Annotated in this window: 3 protein-coding genes; 2 read left to right on the forward strand and 1 reads right to left on the reverse strand. The window is 28.6% G+C overall.

Features of this window, described 5'->3' with window-relative positions; translation table 11 throughout:
• A partial coding sequence (locus ACKI67_RS07005) for a hypothetical protein (RefSeq protein ID WP_407462748.1) occupies positions 1 to 226 on the forward strand: 226 nt, incomplete at its 5' end.
• A 111-nt stretch (positions 227 to 337) separates the two neighbouring features.
• Here the strand turns inward: ACKI67_RS07005 and ACKI67_RS07010 are convergent.
• Complete coding sequence (locus tag ACKI67_RS07010) at positions 338 to 1,753, reverse strand: MFS transporter (RefSeq protein WP_407462749.1); 1,416 nt, start codon at positions 1,751 to 1,753, stop codon at positions 338 to 340.
• A gap of 362 nt (positions 1,754 to 2,115) precedes the next feature.
• Between ACKI67_RS07010 and ACKI67_RS07015 the strand changes: the two genes are divergently transcribed.
• Positions 2,116 to 2,352 carry a hypothetical protein gene (locus tag ACKI67_RS07015; RefSeq protein ID WP_407462750.1) on the forward strand — a complete coding sequence of 79 codons (237 nt, stop codon included), beginning with the start codon at positions 2,116 to 2,118 and terminating at the stop codon, positions 2,350 to 2,352.
• Positions 2,353 to 2,532: the final 180 nt, after the last annotated feature.

Genomic DNA, 2,532 nt, shown 5'->3' on the forward strand with positions numbered 1-2,532 from the left:
TATTATTGAAGAGATCGTTATTAGAGTTCCTGGTTTAATAGATTTCAAAATTCATAGATTGCCTTCAATTCTAGAAAAGGATACTGAATACATTTTCTTTATTTTTGATACAGTAAATGAAAATCAGCAACATGCTTTGAATGAATTTATTCAATCTAAATTATCTTCATATTATGATGATTTAAATTTAGAACATGATTTCATTATTGTATTTGTCCCATACTAAGTTTCGTAAAACTCTGGTTTAATGAACTAATTTAAACTCTATTAAATATTTATTTTAACACATCTTAACTAGTTAATTATTAAGTAAATAGTATAATTTTTTTTATTTAATCTATTCATCATCCCCAAATATTTTTTTAATACGTTCAGGAGTAATGGACTTAAAGATTTTAATAATTTCTTCATTAATTTCATATTCGTATTTGTATTTGCTATATAATAGCAATATTATGGCGGAAAACGCCAAAACTGCACAAATAATCATCATATAGTTTGAAGATTGAATCAATGAGGCATCCAGACTTTCAGGGCCTAACGCTTGGTTTCCAATAAATATTGAAAAAATTAAGGCATATATTCCAGAACTTAGAATCTTACCGAATTCTTTGCTTGTTGATAGAATGGAACTTGCATCTGTTAGCTCTTCTGCTTCCACAATAGTCAATACAAACTTGTTGTTTGGAGCTGAAAACATTCCATTACCTAATCCTTGCAATCCAAATGCAACGAGTATCAATAGGAATGGCAGCCTATCTACAAAGGCATACATGATCATTGAAACGAATATTGATAATAATGCAACAGATGAAATCAGTCTTGGGTCGAATCTATTTGCCAGTTTTCCTGCAACATTAGACATTCCTATCATAATAATCGGTGCTATGATAAGAACCAAGCTGACCAAATACTCTTCCATGTCCAATATATACTGCAAATGGAATGATAATGCTGTAATTGCAATTGTGGTGGTGAAATAAGTTACCATAGCAGCATAGTTTCCAATGGTAAATCTTAGATTTCTAAAGATTTTCGTATTGAGTATAGGTTCTTCAAAGACTTTTTCAAATTTAATGAATATTATTAGTAATATTATGCTTATGGCTACGAAAACAATTCCCATTTGGTCTAATTCTGTAATTCCATAAGCAAAGGATGCCATCATCAAGATATAAATAAGAGATCCAATATTGTCAATAGGCTTTTTCTCGGTTACCCATTCCTTATTGATTCTTCTTAAAAGGAATAGTGAAATTGCTACAAATGGAATCATGATAAGGAATGCAGCTCTCCAATCTGCAACATAAATCATAAAGCCCATAAATGATGGGGCTATTAGCATTCCAACAAATCCAGAGGATGCCACTATACCCAATGCACTACCTAATTCCTTTTCTTCAAATTCATTTACAATCATTACATAAATGCTGATTGCAAGTGCAGCTGAACTTAGACCTTGAAGCAATCTTGATAATAAAAGCATATATTCACTAAAGGCGAAAAATGAGATTAACACTGATGCAAAGAGTAAAAGCAGACTCACTTTTGTACATTTCTTGATTCCATATTGGGAAATTATTTTAGCAAAAGGCAAACTAAATGCTACAAAACTCATTAAATAGATTAAATTAATCCATAATATGGTTTCAGCCGAAAAAGACAATTCCAAACTTATATCTGGAAGTGCAATAACAGTCATGTTAGCAATTAATTGTGTGACTAGCTGTGCTATAGCAGCTACGATAATCACTCTGGTCTTTTCTGTAATCTTGATAAAAATCTCCCCTATCCCCCTTTAAGCAGAATTATGTATTAAATTTCTTATTTCTCTATTTAATCCAATATTGATATTATAATCATATGGATTGATGAAATCCCTAATTTTTTTAATAAAAATAATGATCAATTAAATACTTAATATATAATAATTTATTTAAATCATTTTTAATATTATTTTTTATTTTTTTTGAGGGTATTTTTTTGTTTAATTTAGTTCTATAAATTAGAGTTTTTCGAAACTGTTTTAAGTCACCAAAAACCTTATATGATAAATAAAAAAGGCGAAAAAGAATATATTGGAGGCTTTGTCAAAGGGGGATAGGAAGAGGATTCATGTATTTAATAAACACTGGTCAAATAACAAATGATGATTTGGATAAAAGAAATGACAGCATAAGCTTGGAAAAAAGAAAGTTGATAATTGTTAAGATATTGGATAAGGTAAATTCCAAAATAAATTTTAAGGGAGAAAATTTAACTTATGGTGAAATAATTGATAAGCAGGCTCAAAAGATCGTAAATTCTTTAGTTAATGGAAAAGAATACAATGGATTTTATTTGCGTTGGTAAGAGAGAAAAGATCTAGAATTAAATATGTTCTTGTAGGACATAATACAATTAGAGGTGTTGCTGGTGCTTCTATTTTGAATGCTGAATTGATTAATAAACAAATATTATAATTGTTTATTAATTCTTTTTTTTTACTTTTTTTAATTATTTTTATTTCCTTCATTTTTCTCATTATTAATA

Source organism: Methanobrevibacter sp. (assembly GCF_045577275.1).
GTDB lineage: Archaea > Methanobacteriota > Methanobacteria > Methanobacteriales > Methanobacteriaceae > Methanobrevibacter.

What these genes read in the sequence shown, in the direction of transcription:
- ACKI67_RS07015 (WP_407462750.1), top strand. Translation starts at nt 2,116, where the DNA reads ATGTATTTAATAAACACTGGTCAAATAACAAATGATGATTTGGATAAA.